Source organism: Streptomyces sp. CB02923 (assembly GCF_001905005.1).
Lineage (GTDB): Bacteria > Actinomycetota > Actinomycetes > Streptomycetales > Streptomycetaceae > Streptomyces.
The window spans coordinates 1,071,249-1,095,662 of sequence record NZ_LWKZ01000023.1; the positions used below are offsets into that span (position 1 = coordinate 1,071,249).

The following is a 24,414-nucleotide window of genomic DNA, read 5'->3' on the forward strand; positions in this document are numbered from 1 at the left end:
CCCAGCGGGAAAGTCTGCGCTAACTTTCCTAGTGGGAAAGCTGGCGGTCGGGGAAGTGATCCGCCGGAGATTCGGCACGTCAGAGTCTTGGGGAGGCGATGTGCATGAGCACACCGGTGGACGCCGAGCGCGCATGGGCGGACCTGCAGAGGATCCGCGTCCCGCAGGAGCGGGTCTACGACGAACTGGAGCGCTGCACCGCGACGGGACGGCGGGCGTACCTGCCGATCGCGGCCGCCATGTGGGTCTATCTGGCCGTCAGCGGGCTCGACCTGCCCCGGTGGTGCCTCTGGGTGGAGCTGGCGGCGTATGTGGGGGTGCTGGGCATCATGGGGGTGCGCTCCTCCCGCAAGTCGCGGGTGCGGCTGCACCGTTCGCGCTATACCTGGCGCGTGACCGCCGTGATCATAGCGGCCGCCGCCCTGGGCGGGGCGAGCGTCGCGGTCACCGCCCGGCTCGTGGAGTGGGCCCGGCTGCCGTTCGGCAGCCTGGTGCAGGCCACCCTGTGCGCGGGCTTCTTCCTGCTGGTCACCGCACCCGCCAACCGATGGGCCTTCGCTCCGATGCGCAGCTACGACGGGAGCCGTCGATGAGCACCCCCACCGGGTTCGACGAACTGATCCACCCGTCCACCCGGCTGTCGGTGGTCGCGCTGCTGGCCGCCACCGAATGGGCCGACTTCCCGTTCATCCGGGACAGCCTCTCGCTCAGCGACTCGGCGCTCTCCAAACAGCTGCACACACTGGAGGAGGCTGAGTACCTGGAGATCCAGAAAGAGGGTGGCGGGCGCAAACGCCGTACCAAGGTACGGCTCACCGACCGAGGGCGGACCGCGTTCGAGGGGCATGTGGCGGCGTTGCGGGCGATCGTCGAGGGAGCGGCCACCGGCCCGGCTCCCGGGGGCACCGCGGCGCCCCCGTCCGATGCGGCGCCGGCCCGCACCGGCTCCGCGGGCGCCGATCCGGCGAGGTCACAGCCGATGCGTACGGAGGCCCGCCGATGACCCCGCCCGAGCCCGTGGTGCGGGTCCGCGACCTGCGCATGTCCTACGGCTCCAGCGAAGTGCTGCAAGGCGTCGACCTGGACATCCACCGCGGCGAAATCCTCGCCCTGCTCGGCCCGAACGGCGCCGGGAAGACCACCACCGTCGAGATACTCGAAGGCTTCCGCCGGCGTACGTCCGGTGACGTGCACGTCCTCGGTACGGACCCGGTGCGCGGCGACGACGCCTGGCGCGGACGGCTCGGCCTCGTCCTGCAGTCCTGGCGCGATCACCCCCGATGGCGGGTGGGCGAACTGCTGGGCCACTTCGCCGAGTACTACCCGGACCCGCGCGACCCGGTCGCGCTGCTCGAACTCGTCGGTCTGGCCGCGCAGGCGGACCAGCAGGTGAGCAGGCTCTCCGGCGGCCAGCGTCGCCGCCTCGACGTCGCCCTCGGCATCGTCGGCCGCCCCGAGCTGCTCTTCCTCGACGAGCCCACGACAGGCTTCGATCCGGAGGCACGGCACGTCTTCCACGCCCTGGTCGAGAAGCTCGCCCGCGACGAGGGCGTCACGGTCCTGCTCACCACCCATGACCTCACCGAGGCCGAGCGCCTCGCCGACCGCATCGCCGTGCTGGTCGACGGACGGATACGCGTCAGCGGCACTCCGTCCGAGCTCGCCCGACAGGCCGCGGCCCGGGCCGAGGTGCGCTGGACGGCCGAGGACGGGACCCCGCGCCGGGAGCGTACCGACGACCCCTCCCGGCTGGTGTGGGAGCTGCACTGCGACATCGGGGGACCGATAGCCGACCTGGAGGTGCGCCGCCCGACGCTGGAGGACACCTACCTGCACATGGTGAACGCCGAAAACCGACACCCGGCGGATGCCAAGAACCGACATTCGGCGGACGCCGAGGGCCGACACCCGGCCGACGCCGAGAACCGACACCCGGCGGATGCCGGGGAGCGAGAGGACAGTGCCGCATGAGGGGGACGGGGCCGCAGCGAATCCTGCGGGCGGGGGTCCGGCGCGGGAGCATCGAGCTGCGCCAGCTCCTGCGTACGAAGAAGGAGCTGAGTGGCCATCTGATGAACATCGTGGTGGCCGTCGTGCTGGCCGTGACCATCAGCAGCCCCGTACGCGGTACGGAACTGCCGATGGGGCACATGATGATCGCCGGGTTCTCCGCCTACCTGCTCTTCCAGCTCGGCGTGCTGAACGTCCCGCAGATGCTCGTCACGGAACGCGAAGAGGGCGCACTGCTGCGGCTGCGGGCCACACCGGGCGGCATACCGGCGTACCTTGTGGCCAAGGCGCTGCTGATCCTCGGCATAGCCGTCGGCACCCTCGTCCTCCTGCTCGCGGCCTGTGCGGTGCTGGCCGACGGCCCGTTGCCGGCCGGTCCCGCGCAGTGGCTCACCCTGGTCTGGGTCACCGGCCTCGGACTGCTCGCGGTCGTACCGCTCGGCGCGGCCATAGGCGCCGTACTGCCCAACCCGCGTGAGGCGCTCGCCCTGATCATGCTGCCCTCCATGGCGCTGCTCGTGATCTCCGGGACAATGATCCCGCTCGCCCGGATGCCTCAGATCGTCCAGCACATAGCCGCGGTCTTCCCGCTCAAATGGATGGCGCAGGGTCTGCGGTCGGCGTTGCTGCCGGACAGCGCGCTCGCCGCGGAGACGTCGGGGTCGTGGCAACTGCCCACGGTCGCCCTGGTGCTCACCGCCTGGGCCGTCGTCGGCTTCCTTCTCGCCGTACCGCTGCTGCGCAGGACGACCCGCCGGGAGTCCGGCTCCCGGCTGGCGGGCCGCCAGCGCAAGGCGGCCATGGGCGGCGCGGAGGTACCGGCGCGGTAGCGCGGAAACACCCGAACGGCCTCGCCGGCTGGCCGGTACCGGCCAGCGAGCCGCCGAAGCGACCGTCCGCAGCCCGCAGCCCGCAGCCCGCAGCCCGCAGCCCGCAGCCCGCAGCCCGCAGCCCGGTCCGTATGCCTGTTACCAGCCACGACACCCGGCGGGATGATTGCGTACGTCCCCGGTGTTGAGGGAGGGTCAGGTCGGTCCAGATAGGTCGGCAGGCCGGTGGGCCACGGACGGGACCGTACGACACGACGCCCGTACGGGCGAGCGACGATGCGACGATGGGATGGATGCCATGCCACTTGAGGGCGAGTACGAGCCGAGCCCGGAGAAGTGGGTACGTGATCAGGTCGAGCTTTACGAGAGCAGCGGCGGGACCAAGGGGACGACGATGCGGGGCCTGCCCGTCGTCGTCCTGACGACCCGGGGTGCCAAGTCGGGCAAGATCCGCAAGTCCCCGCTGATGCGGGTGGAGCACGAGGGCACCTACGCCGTGGTCGCCTCCGTGGGCGGCGCTCCCAAGCACCCCGTCTGGTATCACAACGTCGTGGCGGACCCCCGTGTGGAGCTGCAGGACGGCCCCGTACGCGCGGATCTGGTGGCCCGTGAGGTGACGGGCGAGGAGAAGGGTCTGTGGTGGGGGCGCGCTGTCGAGGCGTATCCCGACTACGCCGACTACCAGCAGAAGACCGACCGCCAGATCCCGGTCTTCGTCCTGGAGACCCCGGACAAGAGCCACAGCTGACGACGGCAGGCGCGGAGCGGCCCCCTGCCGGAGGGTTCCGGCAGGGGGCCGACCTGTCTGCGTTCCGTCGTCCGCCACGGAGTGCTGGGATCGTGGGGGCACACCTGGTGCGTGGCAGCGGCCGTCGTCGAAATGCCCGGTGACGGGCTTTCGAACACGTGCGCGAAGGGGAGGGTGACGGTCGGTGCCACGGGTCCGTCGGCGACAGCCCGGGCGGTGCCTGCGCGCCCCCACGCCGAGGAACGGACGCGGGGCGCAGCCGTAGGGGTGCCGACGTGCGGAGGGGGTGGGGTCAGTGCCAGACGGCCTTGAAGTAGCGGCCGTAGTCGAACTGGCCGCCCGCCTGGCTGTGCGCGTAGGCCGCGCCGGTCGCGGTGACACCCGAGGGGCCGCCGACGCTGAAGTGGCGGTAGCCGCCGAGCGTGTTCTGGGACGAGTAGGCGCCGGAGCCGTACGCGCCGCCCGCGGCGCCGCCGCCCGAGTCGGCGGCAGCGGGCCCGGCGGCCAGGAAACCGGCCGCCGTGACACCGGCGAGGGTGATCGCGACGTTACGAAGCATGTGACTCTCCTGAAGATGAGGTGGGTGGACCTGACGAGATGACCTTGACCCAGCCTTCGCCGGTCCGCACGCCGGAAGGGGCGAACGGGGTGACGGCACCCCGCGGCCTGCTCCCGCTCCTGACGGAGCACCAGCATCGTGGTGCCTTCCAAGGCGGGCGCGCGCACAGAATCCGCTCATCAGTGCGAACGGTGGCGTCCCAGCCTGCGACCAGCGACCAGCGACCAGCGACCAGCGACCAGCGACCAGCGATCTGCGACCAGTGGCCAGCGACCAGCGACCAGCGACCAGCGATCTGCGACCCGCGGCCTGCGACCAGTGGCCAGCGATCTGCGCCCCGTGCCCCCCGGCCTGCGCCCCGCGCCCTGCGACCCGCGGCCAGCGATCATCGAGCCACAAGGACCGCGCCCGCCGCCCCCTCGTGTCCAAGTGCCCGACGGGCCGGGGCGCGGCTCCGACGCCCTATGGTGTACGCCATGCCCGCCCCTGAACTGATCCGTATCGTGTCGCGTTCCTCGCCCATGGCGCTCGCCCAAGTGGACCGCGTACGGGCCGAACTGGCCGCCCTGCACCCCGGAACCCGTACCGAGGTCGTGCCCGTCACGACGTCCGGTGACCGCTGGATGGGCGATCTGTCCCGACTCGGCGGAAAGGGCGCCTTCACCAAGGAGGTGGACGCCGCGCTGCTGGCCGGGGAGGCGGACCTCGCCGTGCACTGCGTCAAGGACATCCCCGCCGACCGCCCACTGCCCGCCGGTACGACGTTCGCGGCCTTCCTCGAACGCGACGACATCCGCGACGCCCTCATCCACCCCGGCGGGCTCACCCTCGACCGACTGCCCGACGGTACGCGCATCGGCACGTCCTCCGTACGCCGTGTCGCGCAGCTCGCCGCCTCGCATCCGCACCTCGCCTGCGTACCGATGCGCGGCAACGCCAACCGCCGCCTGGAGAAGCTCCACGCGGGCGACGCCGATGCCCTCCTGCTGGCCGTGTCCGGGCTGGAGCGCATCGGCCGTGGCGACGTCATCACCGAAATCCTGTCGGCCGAGACGATGTGCCCGCCCATCGGTGCCGGGATCCTGGCCCTCCAGTGCCGCGAGGACGACGCCGCCACCATTGACGCGGTCAGTGCGCTGGGCGACCGCGACGCCCTCCGGGAGGCCACCGCCGAACGGATGTTCCTGCACGTCCTCCAGGGGCACTGCAACTCGCCGATCGCCGGCTACGCGAAGACCGAGCGCAACGGCGAACTGTCCCTGCGTGCCTGCGTCTTCACCCCGGACGGCAAGACCGTGCTGAACGCCCACGAGTGGGCCGGACCGCTCGACCCGGCCACCCTGGGCACGTCCGTCGCCGTCGCACTGCTGCGCCAGGGCGCGCGCGACCTCATCGATTCCATCGCGCACTGACGAACCGATCGACATACCGGGGCGGGCCCGTCCGTAACTCCAATGGGTCTGCTTTTGGCGGATCGGGTCATGTATGAGGTCGGCCGATCCTACGGTGCCGTTGTACGCACACGGCAGGGGAGGATCTCCATGACCCAGACCATCGACCTGGAGGAACTGGCCTATGTCGCGGCCGTCATGGAACGGGCGCACCGGCTGCTCGACGCCGAGGAGAAAAAGCTGTCGCCGCGGACGGCGGACGGGAACGAAGGGGCCGGCAGCCCTCATCAGACACTCCTCGGCGCCGGTGAGCTGACCCGCGGGGCCGACGACGCGGTGCGGCGGATCGCCCTGGCGATCGGTTACGCCTGTGCCGGTCTGCACAGCCACGCGCTACGGGCGTGGAACCACGCGCATGCCGCCCCGCGCAGTGTTCCGGGCGGCACCGACCGCATGGCCAGGCCGCTCAGCTCCGGCACCATCGAGGCGCTGAAGCTCGTACGGCAGGTGTCGGAGTTCTTCGGGGAGGGGCTGCGGGAGCACATCGACCGGTCGCTCGCGGCGCCCGAGGCGACCTGGCCGCCCGCGGACTGGAAGCAGTACGACGAGGAACGCATGAAATCCGCGGCCTCCGTCGCCTCCGGACGGCTCGCCGCCTCTCGCCCCGCGCCGCCCCTTCCGCCCCCGGTCCCGGCCCGCTCCCCGGCCCCTGTTCCTTCCGCCGCCTCCGGTGCCCCCGCCGCCTCCGGCTCGGCCGCCGACCAATGACGGCGGCCGGGAGACGCCACCGCGCGCCACGTCACCGCTCACGACAGCACCGCACACGACAGCACCGCGCGCGACAGCACCGTTCCGGCGGCCCGTACCCGTACGGACCGCCGGAGCAGGTGGCTGCCGGCCGCGGTCGCTCCCGCCGTGCGGGAGTGGTGCGCGGCCCGGCGCCTATGCGAAGGCGCTGTGGCCGGTGATGGACTTGCCGACGATGAGAGTGTTCATCTCGCGGGAGCCCTCGAAGGAGTAGACCGCCTCCGCGTCGGCGAAGAACCTCGCGATCTCGTAGTCGAGGACGATGCCGTTGCCGCCGAAGAGTTCACGCGCCCAGGCGACGCACTCGCGCATCCGGGTCGTGGTGAATGCCTTGGCCAGCGCGGCCTGTTCCGCGCCGGCCCGGCCCGCGGCGGTGAGCTGGTTGAGGCGTACGACCATGCCGAACATGGCGGTGACGTTGCCGAGTATCTTGACCAGCAGGTCCTGGATCATCTGGAAGGCGCCGATGGGCTTTCCGAACTGCACGCGCCCGACGGCGTACTCGCGGGCGAGTTCGTAGGCGCGTACGGCCACGCCCAGCGCCTGCCAGGCCACTCCGCCACGGGTACGCGCCAGGACGGCGGCGGTGTCGCGGAAGCTGTTGATCCGCTGGAGGCGGTCGGCCTCGGGCACCCGGACCTGGTCGAGCGTGATGTCGGCGTTCTGCACGGTCCGCAGTGCGATCTTGCCCTCGATCTTGGTGGCGGTGAAGCCGGGGGTGCCCTTCCCGACCACGAATCCCTTGACGTTGCCGTCGGCGGTGTCGCGGGCCCAGACCACGACCACGTCGGCGAAGGTGCCGTTGCCGATCCACCGCTTGGCGCCGTTGAGGACCCAGGTGTCGCCGTCGCGCCGGGCCGTGGTGCGCATCCCGCCGGCGACGTCCGAGCCGCCTTCCGGCTCGGTCAGGGCGAAGGCGCCGATGGTCCGCATCGCGGCCATGTCCGGCAGCCAGCGGTCACGCTGCTCCTGGTCACCGCCGCCGTGGATGCTGCCCATCGCCAGGCCGTTGTGTACGCCGGCGAATACCGCCAGGGACGGGTCGACACGGTTGAGTTCCAGGTTGAGGAAGCCGGAGAACAGCTCACTGCGCGGGCGGCCGTCACCGTACTCGGGATAGTGGTAGCCGGCCAGGCCCAGCTTGGCGATCTTGCCGACCGCCTCGAAGGGGAACTCCGCCCGGTCCCAGGCGTCGTTGGCCAGCGGCTTGATCTCCGCCTCCAGGTAGTCGCGTATGGCGGCGAGTTCGGCGCGCTCGCCGTCGTCGAGGAGGTCGGCGAAACCGAAGAAGTCGGGGGTGGGGTTGGCGGGCTTGGGCATGGGGTGCTCCTGGTGGTGCGGGTTGTCGCTGTGGTGCGTGAGGACGGTTCCGGGGCGCGCGGTCCCTTGAGGGCTTCAGGGGGGCACGGCTCCAGGCGCGCGGCCCTTTGGGGGAGGCTTCAGGGGCACGGCTCCGGGGCGCACGGTCCTTTGGGGAGGCGGCAGGGGCAGTGGCTCCGGGGTCAGTTCCGGTCGGTCCGGCGCAGTACGTCGTTGAGGGCGAGCTGCTTGCGGTCGCGCAGCGCGGCACGCTCGCGGTAGGCGCCGGGGCCGTACCCGTACGCGGCTTCGGTCTGGGAGACGACCGTGGCGGTGGCGGCGTCGTCCAGCTCCGGGTGGCCGAGGCGCTGCCAGCTCTCGACGAGGCCCGGCCCGAGGTGTTCCATCATGTGCCGGATGCCGCCGGGGCCGCCGCCGAGGTGGAAACTCTCGAACGGGCCGACGGCGGCGTACCGGCCGCCGAGTGACGCCTTCATCACGGTGTCCACCTCGCCGGCGTCGAGTACGCCGCTGAGTACGAGGTGCATCGCCTCCTGGAGGACGGCGCTCTGCAGCCGGTTGGCCGCGAATCCGGGCAGCTCCTTGTGCAGCCGTACCGGAGTCTTGCCCAGCGCTTGGTAGAAGGCGGTGACGGCCTCGACAGTCTCTTCGGAGGTGCGTTCGCCGGGCACGATCTCCACCAGCGGGACGAGGTGCGGCGGATTGAAGGGATGCGCGACCAGCAGCCGTGCGGCGCTGTCGGCTGGCAGCTGCGCGGCGATGGCGGTGGCCACGATGCCGGAGCTGGACGTGGCCAGCACGGCCCCGGCGGGGGCGTACCGCGCGATGTCGGCGAATAGCCGCTGCTTGAACTCCAGGTTCTCCGGGCCGTTCTCCTGTACGAGGTCCGCGTCCGCGACGGCCCCGGCCAGGTCGTGCGTCGTACGGATACGGCCGCGCAGCTCCCCGGTATCGCTGCCGGGCAGCCCGTCGGCGAGCATCGGCAGTGCCTCGGTGACGGTCGTGTCCAGGTCCTCGCGCGGATCGGTGACGGTCACGCGCAGGCCGCGAGCGGCGAACAGGGCGGCCCAGGACAGACCGATGGTGCCCGCTCCGACGACGGCCACGGTGGTGAAGGGAACAGCGGGGCTGTGGTGGTGCTTGGTGAGATTCGTGGAGGGGTGCGTGGGGGGATTCGTGGTGGGTGACATGCCGGTCCTCCTCAGATCCGGTCCAGGTAGTCGTGGACGGGTACGGCCACGGCAAGCGTGAGGTCGGTGACGATGTGGCAGGCCGAGACGATCTCCCGTACCGGCAGGTCGGCGAGCGGTGCCAGGACGTGCTCGAACAGCTGGAGCCGGGCGGGCCCGGTGTACGCCTCCTTGACCACCAGGTCGGTGACCTCCGTCCGGACCAGTTCGCAGACGCGCGGCGCGCCGTCGTAGCCCGGCACGATCTTGAGCATGTACGTGGGGACGGCGATCCGCTCGCGGGCCGCAGCGAGGTCCAGCGGGTGGTGCTTGTAGCCCATCGTCGCGGTGGCCACCCGCACGCTCCCGTAGTCCAGCGTCCCCACCAGCGCCGCGTGATCGGCGTAGAGCGCGGGTGAGCCCATCACCTTCGGATAGGCGCTCACTTCGCGGCCCGCCGCGGTGGCGGGGAAACTGTCGAGGTACATCGCGTGGAGATATGCGCCGCGCTCGTCGCCGAGGCGGACCGGTATGGCCTGGCCGGCCTCGACGTACGGGCCGTAGGCGGTCACGTCGCCCATCTTCATGACCTCGAACCGCACCAGCGGCTCGTCGATGCGCAGGGGCTCCGGCACCATTGCGCGCAGCGCCTCGGCGTCGGTGCGGTAGACGATGCTCAGGTACTCGCGGTCGGTGAACCGGGCCGCGGTGGGCGCGTAGGCCGGGGCGGTGAGCGGCGTGTTCAGGCTGCCGAGGATCTGTTCGCGGTTCATCGTGCGCTCCAGCGGGGTGCCCGCTTCTCGCCGAAGGCGCGTACCCCTTCGGCGAAGTCCTCCGAACGGACCAGCCTGCCGATCGCGTCGGCCTGCGCGGCGAAGGCGTCCGGCTCCGGTACGCCGTCCGCCTGCCGGACGACCTCCTTCACGGCGGCCAGCGCCAGCGGAGCGTTCCGCGCGACGTCCGTGGCGAGTTCCAGAGCGGTGGCCAGCGCCTGCCCGTCGCCGGTGACCTGGTTGACGACGCCGAGCGCGTGGGCGCGTTCGGCGGTGACGGTCCGGCCGGTCAGCAGCAGCTCCATCGCCAGGTGGTACGGGACGCGCCGCGGCAGCCGCAGTACGCCGCCGCCTCCGGCGATCAGGCCGCGCTTGACCTCGGGGAGCGCGAAACGCGCGCCGTCCGCCGCGACCACCAGGTCACAGGCGAGGGCCAGTTCGAAACCGCCGCCCATGGCGAAGCCTTCGACCGCCGCGATCAGCGGCTTGGTGGTACGGGCCTCGGCGAGTCCGGCGAACCCCTTGCCCGGGATGTTCATGCGTTCGCCACGGGCCGCCGCCTTGAGGTCCATACCGGCGCTGAAGCTGCCGCCCGCGCCGGTGAGCACGCCCACCCGCAGGGCGGGATCGGACTCCAGCGTGTCCACGGCGGCGGCGATGCCCTCGGCGACCGCCGCGTCCACGGCGTTGCGCGCCCGGGGCCGGTCGATGGTGATCACGAGAGCGCTGCCCGCGTCCTCCTCGCTCGCGCCCAGCGGCTCGTACCGGATCTGGACCGATCCGTCGCCCGCCGAGAGGCCCTGGGAACCCTGGACGAGGTCCTGGGAGCCCTGGACCGGCCCGTCGCCCGCTGCGGGGTCTTGGGAAGCGGGGGTGCTCATCGCTGCTCCTCCTTCACTGCGTCGTCGGACCGCGCGGCCAGGGGCGCCGTCGCCGCCGTGGTGTCCGCGGCGCCGGCCAGTTCGCCGAGGACCTCCTCCGTGTGCTGGCCGGGCAGCGGCGCGTGCCGCCGCACCGAGGCGGGCGTGGCGGAGAAGGCCAGGGGCACGCCGACCACGCGGTAGGCGCCCTCGCTGGGGTGCTCGGCCACATCCATCAGGTGGCCCTCGCGGACGTACGGATCGTCGGGCGCCTCGTCGAGCCGCAGCACCGGCCCGACCGGGATGCTGTGCTTGGTGCACACCTCCATCCACTCGGCCGTGGTCAGCTGCGGCGTCACCGTCTCCAGCAGTTCGGCCAGCGCCTCCCCGTCGCGTACGGCATCGATGAACTCGCCGTTGACGCGCGGGTCCTCGGCCAGGTCGGCCCGGCCGGCGGCCGCGAACAGGTCGCGGAAGTTCTGCGGGCCGTACGGAATGATCATCGCCAGGCCGTCCTTGGTGGGCCGTGCCCGGTGCCCCTTGTTCATGGACAGCGGGAACCCGGTCGGCCCCATCGGCGGTTCGTAGATACGCCCCTGGAGGTGCTCGACCAGGTTGAACGCCAGCAGCGTGTCGACCATCGGCACCTCGACGTGCTGCCCCTGGCCGGTCGCCCGCTGGTGGACGAGGGCCGCCAGCGTCGCGTAGACGATCGACAGCGCGGCGACCTTGTCGGCGAAGATGCTCGGCAGCACCACCGGCGCGCCCACGTCACCCGCGCGCTGCGCCAGGTCCAGCAGCCCCGAGGCCGCCTGGACCGTCTCGTCGTACGCGGCCAGCTGCGCCCGGTCGGAGTCCGGCCGGAAGCCCTGGGCGTGGGCGTAGACCAGGTGGGGGTGGGTGGTGGCGAGACTGTCGTAGTCCATGCCCAGGCGGCGGAGCGCGCCGATGCGCATGTTGGTGATGAGGATGTCGGCCGTACCGATCAGCTCCAGGGCGCGGTCCCGGTCGGCTTCGTCCTTGAGGTTGAGGGTGACGCTGCGCTTGTTGCGGTTGACGTTGAGGTTCAGCGGCGTCATACCGGGCGTACGGTGCAGGGCGCCGACGCGCACGGTGTCGTTCGGGGACTCGATCTTGATGACGTCGGCGCCGAGGTCGCCGAGGATCTGGGCGGCGTACGGGCCCATCACGACCGTGGCCATGTCGATGACGCGGACCCCCGCGAGCGGGCCGGCGGACCGGCCGCCGCTGCCGCCTTCGCCGGGTGCGGGTCGCGCCGTGGTTTCTTCCGTGGACGTTACGGGTGCCATCACCACTCCAGGTCGAAAAAGCTCCGGGACGGAAAAGAGAATGCGGTTCGTGCCGCGTTCCTTCGTCTACTGGAGACGCTAGACCTGTGCGGAGGGAACACTCAATCCGCAGGTGACACCAATACGCGAAGAACGGCGTGACCGCAGTGGTCACGCCGTTCTTCGCGCATTCTCCCGGCGATTGTGACGCCGATACCCACGATGGATTCCCGCTCGGCTGCCCGGTCAGTCGCCCGGTCAGTCACTGCCGGATTCGTCCGGCAGCGTGCACTGCGCTTCCCGCACCAGAACATGCAGGTCGCCGTCCGGCTCGCCCCGGTCGCGCCGCCAGATCAGCCCGGTCGCCAGTGACGGTGAGAAATCCTTGAACGGCAGTACCGCATTCGCGTCGTTGCCGTAAGTATTCGCGTTGTTCTCCCGCTCCAGCAAGGTGATGCCGAAAGTCGAACCGTTCGCCATCATTTCCGCCACGCTGGCATAGTCGCCGATATTCAAGGTGATTTCCTTGTTGATTCCGGCGGCTTTCAGACGCACCTTGATCTGTTCGAAATAAGTCGGCAGGGTGCCGGGCGCGGAACACACATAGGTGTAATCGGTGAGTTCGCTCAGGGACACCGAGGTACGCCCGGGGAAGTCGGCGGCCGGCAGCACCGCGCCCAGCGGCTCGTGCAGCAGCTCCACCACCTCGATGCCCTCGGCGTGCACGGGCAGGTGCACCAGAGCCATGGCCAGGTCGCCGCGTTGCACCGCGTTCAGCAGATTGCCGCTCTTGCCGGGCCAGCGTTTGACGTCGAACTCCCCGGCGCAGCGCTCCTCCAGCCGCGTCAGGCGCTCCCGCATCCGCGGATGCAGGGCGGGCGGCACGCCCACGTAGACGGCGCGCCGCTGCGGCCCGGTCTCCCGGCGCAACCGCCAGGGAATGTCGTCGAACCGGCCCAGTACGTCCTTCGCGACCGGCAGCAGCGCCCGGCCGGCGGGGGAGAGGGCCACATGATGGGAGTCCCGGTCGAAGAGCTTCTGGCCGAGTTCGCGTTCGAGATCGCGCACCCGCTGGCTCAGGGGTGAGGTCGCCATGTGCAGATCGCGGGCGGCCCGGGAAAAACTCAGGTGCTCGGCGACCGCCACGAAGTAGCGCAGGTGGAAGATCTCCATCGCACGGAGCCTACTCGCCGGGGCACGGCCGTTCCGGCACCCGGGCGTGCCTCGGCACCTGGACCCGCCTCGGCACCCGGGCTCGCCTCGGCACCTGGGCTCGCCCCGGCACCCGAGTCCTCGGCACCCGGGTCCGCCCCGCTCCCCGGGCCTGCCCCGCTCCCCGGGTATCCGGTGGTGCCCCGGTCGTACGTGGACGGCCGGAGTCGCCCGGTCAGCGCGAGGAAGGCGACGAACGCGGCCGTGACGATCCAGCCGGGCCAGCCGGTCAGCCCCATGTGCAGGGGGTCCAGGGGAGCGTCCGGCGCGGCGAACGCCTTGACCATGCCGACGCCCGCCGTACTGACGAAGGCGTGACCGAGGACCGCGGGCACCACCGACCCGGAGCGCAGCCGCAGCCAGGTGAAGACCGGCAGGATGAGCGTGCAGCTGATCACCATGGCGGGTACGGACAGGTACCAGGGCCGGCCGGGATACTGCCCGCCCATCAGGAGCGTGGGCAGGTGCCACAGCGCGAAGGCGGCACCGGTGCCCACGTACGCCCACACCAGGCGCGCGCCTCCGCCGTCCCGCGCCAGGCGGGGGAAGAGGTAGCCCTGCCAGCCCAGTTCCTCGCCGAAGAACAGCGGCAGGGAGACCAGCATCTGGAGCAGCACGGCGGTCGCCCAGGCGCCGAGCCCGTCCCACCGCACATCGAGGGGGTAGTGGCCCGTCACCGCGCCGAGGCCGAGCGCGACGGCGGTCAGCGCCGCCGGGACCGCGAGGGCCGACAGGCAGGAGCGCGCGGTACGGCTCGGGGGCCGCGGCCACCGCAGGGCGAGGACGTCCCGTATCCGGTCGGTACGTTCCACGTAACGGACGACGAGGAGCGCGGCGACTGCCGGGGCGAACATCGCGGCCGAAATGCACACCTCCTCCAGCGCACCGGTCCCCGACCGGGCGTCCTCCCGCTGGAAGCCCGTGACCAGAAGGGGCGTCATGGCCGCCCACATACCCAGGTAGGCCACGGTGAGGAAGAGCAGCGGCCCGCGGCGGCGCGTTCCCGAGGACGCCGGCGGAAGCGTCCGTATTGAGTTGGTCATGGCAAGGACGTTAGAAGTGGGCCGCGGCGCGGAGAATGCGGCCGTCCCCCGAGTGCACCCTGGGGACACCCCCACCAGGAAGCGGCGCCGGGCTCGTACCGTGCGGCGGACGGCAAGAGGAAGGGCCACCCGCGGACGGCAAGGGGGAGGGCCGCCTGTCCGTGGACGGCAACGGGGAAGCGCCTGCCCGCGGACGGCAAGGGAAAGGGCCTGCCCCCGGCCGGAATGCCGCGGGCAGGCCCTCTCCGTCCGTCACACCTTGAAGCCGAAGTCCAGCAGCTTCTTCGCGTCGGCGGTGCGGTTGGCCACCGAGGAAGAGGTGAGGACGGTGCCGATGACCGTCTTGCCGTTCCGGGTGGCGGCGAAGACCAGGCAGTACTTGGCCTCCGGGCCCGAGCCCGTCTTGACACCGATGGTGCCGGCGTAGGTGCCGAGCAGGGTGTTGGTGTTGGTCCACGACATGTAGCGGTAGCCGCCGCTCTTCGTCGTGACCTTCTGCTTGGTCGCCTTCGTGCCCACCACGCCGCGGAAGGTGGCGTTCTTCATCGCGCTGGAGGCCAGCTTCGTCAGATCACGCGGCGTCGAGTAGTTCGCACCGCTGCCGATGCCGTCGAACGAGTCGAAGTGCGTGTTCTTCAGACCGAGGTTCTTGGCCGCGGTGTTCATCTGGCCGATGAACGACTTCACCCGCGCCGCCCGCGTGGACCCGCTGCCGAACTTGTCGGCCAGCGCGTACGCCGCGTCGCAGCCGGACGGGAGCATGAGCCCGTACAGGAGCTGGCGCACGGTGAGTTTGTCCCCGACGATGAGCCGGGCCGACGAAGCGGTCTTCGCGACGATGTAGTCGCTGTACGCCTTGTCGACCACGACCTTGGTGTCCAGGTTGAGCTTCTTCTGGGACAGCACCACCTGAGCAGTCATGATCTTGGTGGTGGAGCCCATGGAACGGCGGGTGTCCGCCGCCTTGGCGTAGGCGGTCTTGCCGGTGGCGTTGTTCATCGCGAAACCGCCCGCCGCGGTGATCGCGGGGACCTTGGGCGCCGCGGCCTTGACCGTGGCGGCCTTGGGTGCCGCGGCCTGCGCCGGAGCGGCGAACGCCCCGGTCAGCAGAACGGCCCCCGCGGCGGTGACGGCCGTCGCGGAAAGGCGACGTACGCCCTTGATGCCAGTTTTCAACGTGTATTCTCCAAATGCCGCTGAAGTACGGCCACATGAGAGCGTGGCTTCCTCGTGAGACGCACGAGACACGCCGAAGGATGCGCGTGGCGGGGAATTCTCGCAGACATCCGGAAGGCGGACGGACGGGAACCTGCCGAGGCCGGTGCCCCGCAGCTCTGGTCGACAACCCCCACCAGCACCGCCTGCCACCCCGCGCAGCCCGTACGGCCCTCCGTGCGGCCCGTACGGCATCCTCCGTCACCCGTACCGCTTCGCCCCGCCGTACGAATGTGACGGACGACTGCTCGATTTCTGTTATCGGCCCCGCCCCCGCAGCATCTCCTGTGTGTGGGACGGAAGAAGCCCGAGCCGAAAGAGAGTGGACAGAGCGTGAGCAGCGAACTCGACCCTGCGGTGATTGCGGCCGCGCAGGCGGGGGACGGGCAGGCCAGGGACCAGCTCGTCACCGCGTCCATGCCCCTGGTGTACAACATCGTGGGACGCGCGCTGCACGGACACGCGGACGTGGACGACGTGGCGCAGGAGACGATGCTCCGGGCCCTCGGCAGCCTCGGCGACCTGCGCGACCCGGGCAGTTTCCGGTCCTGGCTGGTGGCCATCACGATGAACCAGATACGAGCGCACTGGCGGCAGGGACAGGCGGCACCCGTCAACGGCGGCCTCGACGACGCCTACGACGTCCCCGACCCCCGCGCCGACTTCGTCGGACTGACCATCGTCCGCCTCGGCCTGTCTGGACAGCGCCGGGAGGTCGCCGAAGCCACCCGCTGGCTCGACGACGCCGATCACGCGCTGCTGTCCCTGTGGTGGCTGGAAGCGGCCGGCGAGCTGACCCGCGCGGAGGTCGCCACCGCGATGGAGCTGACGCCCCAGCACACGGCCGTACGGGTCCAGCGGATGAAGACCCAGCTCGAAGCCTCCCGCGTGGTCGTGCGCGCGCTGTCCGCCAAGCCGCGGTGCGTCCTGCTGGACACGGTGACCGAACAGTGGGACGGGGCGCCCTCCGCGCTGTGGCGCAAGCGCATCGCGCGGCACGCCCGCGAATGCACCGTCTGCTCCTCCTTCTCGTCCGGGCTGGTGCCCGCCGACCGGCTGCTCGTCGGCCTCGCCCTGGTGCCGCTGGCCGCCGCACTCGCACCGGACACCATGGAGAACCCGGCCCTCGCGGCCGCCGCCGACCGGCAGCCCGCCATGCCCGCGGCGCCGGGCGGAACAGCTTCGCCCCCGGCCGGCGGCCCGGCTGCGGGAGGCGGACGAGCCCAGCTTCGCGACGCGCTGCGCGAGAGCCGCCGCGTCCGCCGCCGCCGTGCCGTCACCGCGGCCGCCGTGGCCGCCGCCGCCCTCGCGACAGTGGGTGGCGCGCTTCCCCTCATCACCGCCGGACCGGACGAGGAGCCCGGCACCTCGCGGGCCGCCACGGAGCCCGAGTCGGCCCCACTGGCCACACCCCCGGCGACGACGCTCGCCCCTTCCCCCTCGGCTTCCAAGGCCAGCCGGAGCCCGAGCCCCACTCCGACGTCCGCGTCCCCCTCCAAAGAACCGCACATCCCCAGGAAGAAGCGGATTCCCACTGAACCGGCCACCCCCGCACCGCGCTCTTCCCCCGCGGCCCCCGATCCCGCCCCGGCCGCCGGCTCCGGAGGCGGCGGGTCGGCCTTCGCCCAGCAGGTCACCGCGCTGGTCAACTCCGAACGCGCCAAACAGGGCTGCTCACCGGTCCGCGGCAACGACCAGCTCGTCACCGCGGCCCGGCGCCATTCCCAGGACATGGACGCGCGGAACTACTTCGACCACACCAGCCCGGACGGTACGGACCCGGGCGACCGGATCAAAGCCGCCGGATACCAATGGAGCACCTACGGCGAAAACATCGCCCGAGGACAGCGGTCCGCCGCCGAGGTGATGAAGAGCTGGATGAACAGCCCCGGCCACCGCGCGAACATACTCAACTGCGACTTCAAGGAAATAGGCATAGGCACCCACGACACGTCCGGCGGGCCGACGTGGACGCAGGTGTTCGGCGCGCGACTGTAGCGACGGACGGATCGTGCGACGAATCAGGCGACGAATCATGTGACGGATCGTGCGACGGATCTGCGGGCGAGGGCGTACCTGTCGTTCCTCGCCCGCACGGCCGTCCCGTTCCTCGCTCCCCGTTCCTTGCTCCTCCGATGACGTATTCGCCATGCGTACGGTGACTCCGCTTCACCCCACCCGGCACGGACGATCCCGGAGGAATTCAAGGTAATTCCGTTCGGACAAGCCTCCCGTGATTGTCCGGAAACAGGCCCGTCCCCCGTGCTGAGCAGGCCGGACAAGTGCTGGACAAGTCCTGGACAAAAGCCCCCTTCCCCGGCCCGGCGCACCGGCTCAGCATCAGCAGCACAACGGCATCTTCGCGCCATGAACGCCCGGTACGGGAAACCGGGCGCGCTCCGGCCGGGAATGCCGTACGACCACGGCCCACCCGGAACAACCCGGCTGTGGCGGCGCGGCGGCGGGCCATCGGCTTGGGGACGGGCCACCGGTTTCCGGCCCGCCGCGCCGAGTGGTGCAGAAAGGTCACGCCGCGCCGGGGCCTTCCTTGGGGAAAGCCCCGGGGGAGGCCACGGAAGGAAAACAAGTGGAAGGCCCCGGAGGGAAAACAGGGGCAGGACCGGCCCACCCGTGAACCGTCGAGCGCTCCGAAAACCGGAGAGCGCGCGGGGAAACGCGGACCGAGGAGGGCAATTGGAACCCGGACAGTCGCAGGTCGACCTGCACACGGTCGTCGACGTCGAGATCAGTGCCCTGTCGGTGAGCGATTCGCCGAGGATCGCGGGGGAGAACCAGGAGCACATCGAACTGCTGGCGGCGGCCGACGCGCCGCTGCCGCCCATCATCGTCCACCGCGGCACGCTGCGGGTCATCGACGGCGCACACCGCTTGCGCGCGGCCGAGCGGCGCGGCCAGGACACGATCCCCGTGCGGTTCTTCGACGGTGACGACGCGGACGCCTTCGTCCTCGCCGTCGAATCCAACACCACCCACGGGCTGCCCCTGACCAAGGCGGACCGCAAGAGCGCCGCCGAACGCATCATCGCCTCACATCCCATCTGGTCGAACCGGATGATCGCCTCGATCACCGGCGTGGCTCCGGCGACGGTGGCCAAGGTCCGCCGACGGATGCCGGGCGGCGCGACGGCCGAACGCGGACGCGTCGGCCAGGACGGCCGCTTCCGCCCGCTCGACGGCACCGAAGGCCGCAAGCTGGCCGGCGAACTCATCACCGAGAACCCCGGACTCTCGCTGCGGCAGATCGCACGGCAGACCGGGATATCCCCGGAGACCGCGCGCGACGTGCGCAACCGCCTCCTGCGCGGCGAGGACCCCCTGCTCGCGGAGCGTGGCGCGCGGGGCAAGCGCGGCGGGCACCAGGGACGAGGCCCCGGCAGGTGCCCCGCGCCCCGCCGGGAAACCGGCAGCACCGCGGCCCGCCCCCGGATGCCCGCGGCGGACCGGCGCCGGGTCGTGAACCGCCTCAAGGGCGATCCGGCCCTGCGCTACAGCGACACCGGCCGCACCCTGCTGCGGCTGCTCGGCATCCACACGGTCAGCGCGGAGGAGTGGGAGAAGATCACCGCGGGCATTCCGCAGAACCACCGGCGGACCGTCGCCCAACTGGCCCGCACCTACGCGGACAACTGGTCGGAACTGGCCCAGCACGCCGCCGAACGCGATGCCGCCGAGTCCGTCGGGGCCTGAGAGCGGGTGCCGGGGGAGCGGGGCGGGTGCCGAAAGAGATCGCCGTACGACTCCACCGAAGCCGCCATCGGCAGCATGGACCTCCGCCTCGCCCCGGCTGGGTCGGGACGACTGGAGCATGGTTCGGGCGCACCTGGGGCCTGCCCGCCGCGATGCCAGACTGCTCCCGTGAGCGAGCACAGCACAGCAGCTACGGGTACGGGTACGGGGCCGGGCGCGGCCGCGGAGCGGGAGGCGTCCACCGGGAAGGGGGCGCCGCGCCGCGGACGGCCGCCCCGGCTCTCCCGTGACCGCGTCGTCGAGGCGGCCCTGGACATCGTCACCCGGGAGGGCAGCCGGGCGCTGACCATGCGCCGGGTCGCCGAGGCGTTGGGCAGCGCCCCGATGAGCATCTACCGGCACGTCCGGGACAAGGACGAACTCCTGGTCCTCCTCCTGGACCGTATCGTGACCGGCCTGCCCCGGCCCGCGCTGCCCGACGAGCCCCGGGCCCGCCTGCTCGCCCTGCTGACCTGGCAGCGCGACGAACTGGCGGCCCGGCCCTGGATCGTGGAGGTGCTGGGACGGGGCGACCTGATGGCGCCCTCGGTCCTGTGGCTGGTGGAGGAGATCTACGCCTCCTGGCAAGCCTGCGGCCTGTCACTGGAAGAGGCGGCCACCGCCAACCGGATCGTCTGGAACTTCCTCCTCGGCGACCTCGCCCAGCACGCCGACCGCCCCGCGAACCGTTCCCCGTACCAGGTGAGCGTGCCCGCCGAAGCCGACCCCGGCCAGTACCCCACGGTGGCCGCGCTGCGCTCGTACTGGCTGTCCGCGGACCGCCGCGACCACTTCTCCGGCGACCTCGCCACGCTCGTGACCTCCCTGACGGCGCCTGCGGTGGGCACGTCGGGTCCGCTGCCGTTCAACGGTGGTTGACCTTGTGCGTACGCGTACGCAAAATGGAGGCATGGACGCCACCGCTACCCTCTACCGCCGCTGGCTCTTCGACCTGTGGCACGGCGACTTCTCCGTGGCCGATGAGATCTTCGCCCCCGGGATCGTCGGCCACTGGCCCGCCTTTGACGTACACGGACCGCAGGGAGTGGCCGACCAGGTCCGCCAGTCGCACGACTACTTCGGCGACATCAAGATCACTCTGGATGTCGGCCCGATCGTCGGCGACGGTCTGGTGGCGGCACACTGGACCTTCCACGGCTCCTACCGCGGCGGCATCCCCGGCGTCACCGCGTCGTCCGGCACCCGGATCGCCTTCGCCGGACAGGACATCTTCCGCGTCGCCGACGGACGCTTCACCGAGTACTGGGTCGTCTCGGACGGCCTCGGCATGATGACCGCGCTCGGCGCCCTCTGAGGCCCTGACCGCTGCACACACCCCGGCCCGGACGAGGCGTGCGCTCAGCTCCGGACCGGACGAGGCACGTGCCGCGGGCCGGACGAGGCATGCGCCCCCGGTCGGCCGAGGCACGCGCCCCCGGTCGGCCGAAGTACGCGCCCCGGCCCGGATTTCGGTGAGTGTGTGAGGGTCGTATGACGAGGATTCCCGCGCTGTGTGAGCGGGAGATGACAGCCGCTGTCACCACCCGTACGGCGTGCTTGCCTCGAACCATGCACATCAAGCACATGGATCAGACCCCGTCCCCCTCGCAGCGGCCCGCCACGCCCACCGCTCCGGTACGCCGCTCCGGAGGGCTCGGGAAGCCGGTGACGGCTGCCGGGGCCCTTCTCGTCGTGGGCGCGTCCCTGCTTGCTCTCACCGGCTGCGGCAGCTCGACTGCCGGTGGCGATGGGGACGCCGGCCGTACCGGCGGCGCGTCCGCCGCCGCGCCGCCCGCGGGAAACAAGGACGGAAAGCAGCTGTCGAAGCTGCTCTGGATGGGCGACTCGATCGCCGACGCGGAAGCCCCCGCGCTGGGCGCCGCCATGAAGGCCGGCGGTGTGGAGGTGAAATCCATCGCTTCGGCGGGCGGCGGCACGGTCGTCAAGGGCGACGGCCCTACGGGCAAGTTCGCCGACGACACGTTCAAGGACCTGTCCAAGGCGGTCGGATCCTTCCACCCGGACATCATCGCCTATCAGGTCACCACCTACGACTGGGGATCGCCCGCCCAGCAGAGCAGTTCCTACGAGCGCCTCGCGAAGGTCGCGAAGGACGCGGGCGCCGAACTCGTCATCGTCTCCGCCCCACCGTTCAAGATCGACGAGTTCTACAAGGACCACGAGGCCGCCATCAAGTCCGCGCCGAAGGCGGCCGAGGCGGCAGCCGGAAAGAGCGCGGGCCGGACCCGCTTCCTCGACGCCTCCGCACTGTGGGGCACCGACAGCGCCGCGGCCAAGGCCCAGCGCAGCCAGGACGGCATCCACTCCTGCCAGCAGGGCTCGGCAGCGTTCGCCAACTGGTTCGGGGCACAGCTGGCCACGCACTACTCCTTCACGCCCGCCCCCGCCGACCAGTGGGCGAAGGGCTCCTGGACCGGGTCCAAGGTCTACGGCCAGCTCAAGTGCGGCTGAGGCGACACGCGTTCACCCACCCGGGTCATCCACATCCGGTTCACCCACATCTGATGCACCCACCTGCGTGACGACTGAGGCGGTGCGCCACGCACCGCCTCAGTCGCCAGACCGCCGAGACCGTCACCCCCGGCCTCCCCACTCCCAATCTCCCCACTCCCGACCCCACCACTCCCGACCCCACCGCCCCCAAAAGGACCCGAACATGCCGACGTCTGCGACCGCCCCGCCCTCCTCGCTGCCCGCCCGGCGTCACGGTTCCCCACGACCGCGCGCGTCCGGTCGGCACATCACACCCCTGGACGGGCTGCGCGGCCTCGCGGTCATGGGGGTGCTGTTCTTCCACGCCGGGCACTTCGGCGGCGGCTTCCTCGGCGTGGACCTGTTCTTCGTCCTGTCCGGCTTCCTGATCACCGGCCTGCTGCTCAAGGAAGCCACGGCCCGGAAAGGAGCTGTCGACCTCGCCGCCTTCTGGGAACGCCGGGCCCGCCGCCTGCTGCCCGCGCTGACCGTACTGATCGCCGCGGCACTGCTCCTCGTCTGGGCGGCCGGTCCGCCGTACCTGCTGGGGTTCGCCCTGGAGGACGGACCGTGGGCCGCGCTCCAGGCGACGAACTGGCACTTCATCAGCGAGCAGGTCGGCTACTGGAACGACGCCGACACCCGCGTCTTCAGCCACCTGTGGAGCATCGGGATCGAGTGGCAGTTCTATGTCGTCTGGCCGGTGGTGGTCGCCGTCCTCGCCCGGGGGCGTGCCACGCGCCGCCTCGTGCCGGTGGTCGCCGCCGTCGGTGCCGTCGTGTCCCTCGCGGCCATGATCGCCCTCGCCCACGGCCCGGACGCCACGCGCGTGTACGAGGGCACCGACACCCGGGCCTTCTCGCTGCTGCTGGGTGCCCTGATGGCGACCGATCCGGTCCGCCGCCTGCTGTGCAGGACGCCCGGCCGCCTGGCCGACCGGCTCTGCGCCGTCCTGATCTGCGGTCTCGGCGCGTACTGGTTCCTCACCGACGGACCGAACTCCCCCTTCCTCTTCCGCGGCGGCCTCTTCCTCCACTCCCTGGCTGCGGCCCTGCTCATCGCCCTCCTCGCACACGCCCCGGCCGGTCCCGTCGGCCGTCTCCTGGGGTGCAGGCCCCTGCGGTCGCTGGGCGCCGTCTCGTACAGCCTCTACCTGTGGCACTGGCCGCTCTATCTGCTCCTCACCGAGGAAGTCCTCGGGTTCGGGGGCTGGGCCCGCACGTCGGTCCTCATCGCCGTGTCCCTCGCCGCCGGGTGCCTCTCCAAGGTGCTGGTGGAGGACCCCGTACGGTTCAAGGCCCGCTGGGCCCGTGGCCGTACGGGTACGGCCTGCCTGGCGGCCGCGCTCGCAGTCGTGGCCGGTACCTGCCTGCTCGTTCCCGCGCCGAATCCGGGTGCCGACGCGGTGGATCTCACGCAGCTCACCGCCGGTTCCTCCGTCGGTTGACGCTTGGCGTACCGATCGGTACTGTCTGCCGCGTACCGATCGGTACGCTTTGCGTCGTCGACCGTGAAGGGTGAACCGGAGCCCGATGGCAGGAGAGATGGCAGAAGATCAGCAGAAACACTCGCCGGCGGGGCAGCGCGTATGGGAGACCGCGTGCGACCTCTTCTACCGGGAAGGCATCCGCTCGGCGGGCGTGGCCGAGATCGCCGAGCGCTCGGGCGTCGGAAAGCCGAGCATCTACCGCAACTTCGCGTCCAAGGACGGCCTCGCGCTGGCCTATGTGAAAGCGAAGGCGGTCCCTCCTCGCGTCTGGCTGGAGACGGCGCGCGCCGCCTGCCCCGACGATCCTCTGGCGCAGCTCCGCCATGTCATCGCCGGCATCGCGGACCAGATCGGCGAGCCCGGCTACCGGGGTTGTCCTCTGGTGAACGCGTCCGTCGAGTTCCCCGACCGTGCCCATCCGGTACGCGTGGCCGTCGACGACCTGAAGGCCGCATACCTGGAACTGCTGACGGACCTCGTCGCACAGCTGCCCGTACGCGATCACCGGACCCTGGGCTACATGCTCCAGATGCTGGTGGAAGGCGCCAGCGTCACCACCCAGATCTACGAGGCCGAAAAGTCCGCCGCCGCGCTGACAGAAGCGGCCGACCGCCTCATCGACTCCTTCCTCGATCAGTAGACACCAGCCGTCGGCCCGCCCCCTCGCACGCCGAACGCGCCACGCACACCCGCGAAACGAGAAGCCATGACTGCCACCGCATATGCGCCCGACCATGCCGAAAAGCTCATCCGCGCCCGGCGCGCGACCCGTGCCTTCGGCCCGGACCCGGTTCCGGAAGACACCCTGCGCGCCGTGTTCTCCCTGGCCGGCGCGGCTCCTTCCCATTCCAACACGCAGCCCTGGCACGTCGAAGTGGTCAGTGGAGCGGCCAGGGACCGGCTGAGTGCCGACCTGGTCGCCGCGCACGCCGGAAAGCGCATGTCACTGGATTTCCCTTACCGGGACGACCTGTACACCGGCGCGTACGCGCAGCGGCGCCACGAGGCGGGTGCGGCGATGTACGGAGCGCTGGGCATCGGCCGGGACGACCACGAAGAGCGCGAGGCGTTCAACGCCGAAAGCCTGAATTTCTACGGTGCTCCGCATGTCGCGTTGCTGTTCCTTCCGCCCAACGCCGAAGAGCGCATGGCCGCCGACCTCGGCATGTACGGACAGACGCTCCTGCTGGCCATGACGGCGTACGGCATCGCCAGCTGCCCGCAAGGCCTCCTGAGCTTCTACGCCGACACCATCCGCGACTCGCTGGGCATCAGCGGCACCAGCAACAACAAGATCCTGTTCGGCATATCCTTCGGCTACGCGGACACTTCCGCACCCATCAACAGCATCACCGTCCCACGCGCCGAACTGCACGAGACCACCCACTTCCGCTCCTAGCCGGCCGAGGGCGGCCACCGCGCATTCCGGTGCCGGTCCAACTCGGCCGGCCCCGAACCT

Annotated in this window: 24 protein-coding genes; 15 read left to right on the forward strand and 9 right to left on the reverse strand. The window is 71.1% G+C overall.

Annotated elements, in window-relative coordinates:
• The first annotated feature begins 104 nt into the window (after positions 1 to 104).
• From A6A06_RS22770 to A6A06_RS22790, 5 genes are all read left to right on the forward strand, one after another.
• Entirely contained in the window at positions 105 to 593 is a 489-nt protein-coding gene (locus tag A6A06_RS22770; protein ID WP_073763316.1) for a hypothetical protein, read from the forward strand.
• Positions 590 to 1,003: a transcriptional regulator gene (locus A6A06_RS22775; RefSeq protein ID WP_073763096.1), complete on the forward strand. Its 414-nt coding sequence runs from the start codon at positions 590 to 592 to the stop codon at positions 1,001 to 1,003. The genes A6A06_RS22770 and A6A06_RS22775 overlap by 4 nt, the downstream gene beginning before the upstream one ends.
• On the forward strand, positions 1,000 to 1,971 hold the full coding sequence (locus tag A6A06_RS22780) for an ABC transporter ATP-binding protein (RefSeq protein ID WP_073763097.1): 972 nt from the start codon (positions 1,000 to 1,002) through the stop codon (positions 1,969 to 1,971). Before A6A06_RS22775 ends, A6A06_RS22780 begins: the two co-directional genes overlap by 4 nt.
• Complete coding sequence (locus A6A06_RS22785) at positions 1,968 to 2,840, forward strand: ABC transporter permease (RefSeq protein WP_073763098.1); 873 nt, start codon at positions 1,968 to 1,970, stop codon at positions 2,838 to 2,840. The genes A6A06_RS22780 and A6A06_RS22785 overlap by 4 nt, the downstream gene beginning before the upstream one ends.
• 298 nt (positions 2,841 to 3,138) lie before the next feature.
• Positions 3,139 to 3,588, forward strand: coding sequence for a nitroreductase family deazaflavin-dependent oxidoreductase (locus A6A06_RS22790; protein ID WP_073763099.1), 450 nt, complete (start codon positions 3,139 to 3,141; stop codon positions 3,586 to 3,588).
• 292 nt (positions 3,589 to 3,880) lie between these two features.
• Here A6A06_RS22790 and A6A06_RS22795 read toward each other — a convergent pair whose 3' ends face one another.
• Entirely contained in the window at positions 3,881 to 4,147 is a 267-nt protein-coding gene (locus A6A06_RS22795; protein WP_073763100.1) for a hypothetical protein, read from the reverse strand.
• A gap of 476 nt (positions 4,148 to 4,623) precedes the next feature.
• Here A6A06_RS22795 and hemC point away from each other — a divergent pair, with 476 nt between their 5' ends.
• Together hemC and A6A06_RS41970 are read left to right on the forward strand one after the other, a co-directional pair.
• On the forward strand, positions 4,624 to 5,559 hold the full coding sequence (gene hemC, locus A6A06_RS22800) for a hydroxymethylbilane synthase (RefSeq protein ID WP_073763317.1): 936 nt from the start codon (positions 4,624 to 4,626) through the stop codon (positions 5,557 to 5,559).
• Positions 5,560 to 5,688: 129 nt separating this feature from the next.
• The gene (locus tag A6A06_RS41970) at positions 5,689 to 6,306 is read left to right on the forward strand and encodes a hypothetical protein (protein ID WP_073763101.1); all 618 of its coding nucleotides are present in this window, start codon (positions 5,689 to 5,691) and stop codon (positions 6,304 to 6,306) included.
• A 174-nt stretch (positions 6,307 to 6,480) separates the two neighbouring features.
• On the opposite strand, the gene A6A06_RS22810 is transcribed toward A6A06_RS41970, so the two are convergent.
• From A6A06_RS22810 to A6A06_RS22845, 8 genes are all read right to left on the reverse strand, one after another.
• A complete protein-coding gene (locus A6A06_RS22810) occupies positions 6,481 to 7,665 on the reverse strand; it encodes an acyl-CoA dehydrogenase family protein (protein ID WP_073763102.1) in 1,185 nt (394 codons plus the stop codon).
• 182 nt (positions 7,666 to 7,847) lie between these two features.
• Positions 7,848 to 8,855, reverse strand: coding sequence for a 3-hydroxyacyl-CoA dehydrogenase family protein (locus A6A06_RS22815; RefSeq protein ID WP_079194234.1), 1,008 nt, complete (start codon positions 8,853 to 8,855; stop codon positions 7,848 to 7,850).
• 11 nt (positions 8,856 to 8,866) lie between these two features.
• Positions 8,867 to 9,607 carry an acetoacetate decarboxylase gene (locus tag A6A06_RS22820; protein ID WP_073763103.1) on the reverse strand — a complete coding sequence of 247 codons (741 nt, stop codon included), beginning with the start codon at positions 9,605 to 9,607 and terminating at the stop codon, positions 8,867 to 8,869.
• Positions 9,604 to 10,488, reverse strand: coding sequence for a crotonase/enoyl-CoA hydratase family protein (locus A6A06_RS22825; protein WP_079194235.1), 885 nt, complete (start codon positions 10,486 to 10,488; stop codon positions 9,604 to 9,606). Before A6A06_RS22825 ends, A6A06_RS22820 begins: the two co-directional genes overlap by 4 nt.
• Positions 10,485 to 11,777, reverse strand: coding sequence for a CaiB/BaiF CoA transferase family protein (locus A6A06_RS22830; protein WP_079194236.1), 1,293 nt, complete (start codon positions 11,775 to 11,777; stop codon positions 10,485 to 10,487). The genes A6A06_RS22825 and A6A06_RS22830 overlap by 4 nt, the downstream gene beginning before the upstream one ends.
• A gap of 237 nt (positions 11,778 to 12,014) precedes the next feature.
• Entirely contained in the window at positions 12,015 to 12,929 is a 915-nt protein-coding gene (locus tag A6A06_RS22835; RefSeq protein ID WP_073763104.1) for a LysR family transcriptional regulator, read from the reverse strand.
• Positions 12,881 to 14,011 carry a CPBP family intramembrane glutamic endopeptidase gene (locus A6A06_RS22840; RefSeq protein ID WP_242440874.1) on the reverse strand — a complete coding sequence of 377 codons (1,131 nt, stop codon included), beginning with the start codon at positions 14,009 to 14,011 and terminating at the stop codon, positions 12,881 to 12,883. The genes A6A06_RS22835 and A6A06_RS22840 overlap by 49 nt, the downstream gene beginning before the upstream one ends.
• A gap of 252 nt (positions 14,012 to 14,263) precedes the next feature.
• Complete coding sequence (locus A6A06_RS22845; RefSeq protein ID WP_073763105.1) at positions 14,264 to 15,187, reverse strand: D-alanyl-D-alanine carboxypeptidase family protein; 924 nt, start codon at positions 15,185 to 15,187, stop codon at positions 14,264 to 14,266.
• A 372-nt stretch (positions 15,188 to 15,559) separates the two neighbouring features.
• Here A6A06_RS22845 and A6A06_RS22850 point away from each other — a divergent pair, with 372 nt between their 5' ends.
• From A6A06_RS22850 to A6A06_RS22885, 8 genes are all read left to right on the forward strand, one after another.
• Positions 15,560 to 17,224 carry a sigma-70 family RNA polymerase sigma factor gene (locus A6A06_RS22850; protein WP_073763106.1) on the forward strand — a complete coding sequence of 555 codons (1,665 nt, stop codon included), beginning with the start codon at positions 15,560 to 15,562 and terminating at the stop codon, positions 17,222 to 17,224.
• Positions 17,225 to 17,920: 696 nt separating this feature from the next.
• Positions 17,921 to 18,934 carry a ParB/RepB/Spo0J family partition protein gene (locus A6A06_RS22855; protein ID WP_073763107.1) on the forward strand — a complete coding sequence of 338 codons (1,014 nt, stop codon included), beginning with the start codon at positions 17,921 to 17,923 and terminating at the stop codon, positions 18,932 to 18,934.
• Positions 18,935 to 19,102: 168 nt separating this feature from the next.
• Positions 19,103 to 19,852 (forward strand): TetR/AcrR family transcriptional regulator, encoded by a 750-nt coding sequence (locus A6A06_RS22860; protein ID WP_073763108.1) that lies wholly within the window; start codon positions 19,103 to 19,105, stop codon positions 19,850 to 19,852.
• A gap of 31 nt (positions 19,853 to 19,883) precedes the next feature.
• Entirely contained in the window at positions 19,884 to 20,288 is a 405-nt protein-coding gene (locus A6A06_RS22865) for an ester cyclase (protein WP_073763109.1), read from the forward strand.
• Between the two features lie 254 nt (positions 20,289 to 20,542).
• Positions 20,543 to 21,445, forward strand: coding sequence for an SGNH/GDSL hydrolase family protein (locus A6A06_RS22870; protein ID WP_242440875.1), 903 nt, complete (start codon positions 20,543 to 20,545; stop codon positions 21,443 to 21,445).
• A 205-nt stretch (positions 21,446 to 21,650) separates the two neighbouring features.
• Complete coding sequence (locus A6A06_RS22875) at positions 21,651 to 22,913, forward strand: acyltransferase family protein (RefSeq protein WP_073763110.1); 1,263 nt, start codon at positions 21,651 to 21,653, stop codon at positions 22,911 to 22,913.
• A 97-nt stretch (positions 22,914 to 23,010) separates the two neighbouring features.
• The gene (locus A6A06_RS22880) at positions 23,011 to 23,595 is read left to right on the forward strand and encodes a TetR/AcrR family transcriptional regulator (RefSeq protein WP_073763111.1); all 585 of its coding nucleotides are present in this window, start codon (positions 23,011 to 23,013) and stop codon (positions 23,593 to 23,595) included.
• Between the two features lie 66 nt (positions 23,596 to 23,661).
• The gene (locus tag A6A06_RS22885) at positions 23,662 to 24,354 is read left to right on the forward strand and encodes a nitroreductase (RefSeq protein WP_073763112.1); all 693 of its coding nucleotides are present in this window, start codon (positions 23,662 to 23,664) and stop codon (positions 24,352 to 24,354) included.
• Positions 24,355 to 24,414: the final 60 nt, after the last annotated feature.

Coding starts and splice junctions, on each gene's coding strand:
- A6A06_RS22770 (WP_073763316.1), top strand. CDS start 105: ATGAGCACACCGGTGGACGCCGAGCGCGCATGGGCGGACCTGCAGAGG.
- A6A06_RS22775 (WP_073763096.1), top strand. CDS start 590: ATGAGCACCCCCACCGGGTTCGACGAACTGATCCACCCGTCCACCCGG.
- A6A06_RS22780 (WP_073763097.1), top strand. CDS start 1,000: ATGACCCCGCCCGAGCCCGTGGTGCGGGTCCGCGACCTGCGCATGTCC.
- A6A06_RS22785 (WP_073763098.1), top strand. CDS start 1,968: ATGAGGGGGACGGGGCCGCAGCGAATCCTGCGGGCGGGGGTCCGGCGC.
- A6A06_RS22790 (WP_073763099.1), top strand. CDS start 3,139: ATGCCACTTGAGGGCGAGTACGAGCCGAGCCCGGAGAAGTGGGTACGT.
- A6A06_RS22795 (WP_073763100.1), bottom strand. CDS start 4,147: ATGCTTCGTAACGTCGCGATCACCCTCGCCGGTGTCACGGCGGCCGGT.
- hemC (WP_073763317.1), top strand. CDS start 4,624: ATGCCCGCCCCTGAACTGATCCGTATCGTGTCGCGTTCCTCGCCCATG.
- A6A06_RS41970 (WP_073763101.1), top strand. CDS start 5,689: ATGACCCAGACCATCGACCTGGAGGAACTGGCCTATGTCGCGGCCGTC.
- A6A06_RS22810 (WP_073763102.1), bottom strand. CDS start 7,665: ATGCCCAAGCCCGCCAACCCCACCCCCGACTTCTTCGGTTTCGCCGAC.
- A6A06_RS22815 (WP_079194234.1), bottom strand. CDS start 8,855: ATGTCACCCACCACGAATCCCCCCACGCACCCCTCCACGAATCTCACC.
- A6A06_RS22820 (WP_073763103.1), bottom strand. CDS start 9,607: ATGAACCGCGAACAGATCCTCGGCAGCCTGAACACGCCGCTCACCGCC.
- A6A06_RS22825 (WP_079194235.1), bottom strand. CDS start 10,488: ATGAGCACCCCCGCTTCCCAAGACCCCGCAGCGGGCGACGGGCCGGTC.
- A6A06_RS22830 (WP_079194236.1), bottom strand. CDS start 11,777: ATGGCACCCGTAACGTCCACGGAAGAAACCACGGCGCGACCCGCACCC.
- A6A06_RS22835 (WP_073763104.1), bottom strand. CDS start 12,929: ATGGAGATCTTCCACCTGCGCTACTTCGTGGCGGTCGCCGAGCACCTG.
- A6A06_RS22840 (WP_242440874.1), bottom strand. CDS start 14,011: ATGACCAACTCAATACGGACGCTTCCGCCGGCGTCCTCGGGAACGCGC.
- A6A06_RS22865 (WP_073763109.1), top strand. CDS start 19,884: ATGGACGCCACCGCTACCCTCTACCGCCGCTGGCTCTTCGACCTGTGG.
- A6A06_RS22870 (WP_242440875.1), top strand. CDS start 20,543: ATGCACATCAAGCACATGGATCAGACCCCGTCCCCCTCGCAGCGGCCC.
- A6A06_RS22875 (WP_073763110.1), top strand. CDS start 21,651: ATGCCGACGTCTGCGACCGCCCCGCCCTCCTCGCTGCCCGCCCGGCGT.
- A6A06_RS22880 (WP_073763111.1), top strand. CDS start 23,011: ATGGCAGAAGATCAGCAGAAACACTCGCCGGCGGGGCAGCGCGTATGG.
- A6A06_RS22885 (WP_073763112.1), top strand. CDS start 23,662: ATGACTGCCACCGCATATGCGCCCGACCATGCCGAAAAGCTCATCCGC.